The sequence below is a fragment of the Photobacterium sp. R1 genome, assembly GCF_054600795.1.
In genome coordinates this window covers 1-961 of the sequence record NZ_BAAHZP010000043.1, presented here as the reverse complement: position 1 = coordinate 961, position 961 = coordinate 1, and the positions used below count along the sequence as shown (strand labels likewise).

The following is a 961-nucleotide window of genomic DNA, read 5'->3' as shown; positions in this document are numbered from 1 at the left end:
AAATCGGTGACATGCCCTATCCGCTGCAAGCCAAAATACTCCGCTTCCTGCAAGAGAAAGTGATTGAACGTGTCGGTGGCCGCCAGGAAATTCCGGTAGATGTGAAAATCATCTGCGCGACCCACCAGAATCTCGAACAAATGATGACAGATAAAACGTTTCGGGAAGATTTGTTCTACCGTATCAGTGAAATTACCATTCAGAACCCGCCACTGCGCGACCGTGAGCAGGACATTCTCATTCTGGCCCGCTACTTTTTACAGCAGGCCAACCAGCAGTCACCGCGAAAAATCAGCGGCTTCACCGACGACGCTATACGTGCAATGCTCCAGCACAGCTGGCCCGGGAATATCCGTGAACTGCAAAACAAGGTGAAATCCGCGGTGATCATGTCGGATAACAAATTCATCAGCTCGCTCGATCTGGCGCTTCAACCGATAGAAGACGACCTTGAACCCTTGGCACTCAATTTACGTCAGGTCAGAGAAGCGGCTGAAAAACAGGCCATAGCAAAAGCCCTGTCACTCAGTAACGGGAATATGTCTCATACCGCCAACATACTGGGGATTACGCGGCCGACACTGTACTCGCTGATGGATAAGTACACGGTGAAGAATGAGTGACTGGGTATGATCGTATGTCTGGGTATATCTGGGTATCGTGGTATGTCGTGCTTGAGTTCGGAGGCTCACCAGCACTGTCTGATACGTGCCAGGCGAGAATCCACATAACGAGTGCGATTCTAGAGGCTGAGTAAGTATGTCGCGCTTGAGTTCGGTGGCTTACTTGGCCTTGTGTGATGCGCGCCAGGTACTCTTTTATGGCAAAAAGAGTACCCAGAAATGCCTTTTAGTCCTTTGTCGCTGTCCGGGCCGGTTGTAGGCGCTCCCAGCGCCGACACCCTAAAAATACATCCCTGTATTTTTACCCTACAATTTTAAACTAATAACGTTCCAGGTTC

1 protein-coding gene is annotated in these 961 nt (G+C 50.1%); it reads left to right on the top strand.

Going from position 1 to position 961, the window contains the following annotated elements; translation table 11 throughout:
* A partial coding sequence (locus tag ACYP03_RS23830; RefSeq protein WP_459782338.1) for a sigma 54-interacting transcriptional regulator occupies nt 1-623 on the top strand: 623 nt, incomplete at its 5' end.
* Nucleotides 624-961: the final 338 nt, after the last annotated feature.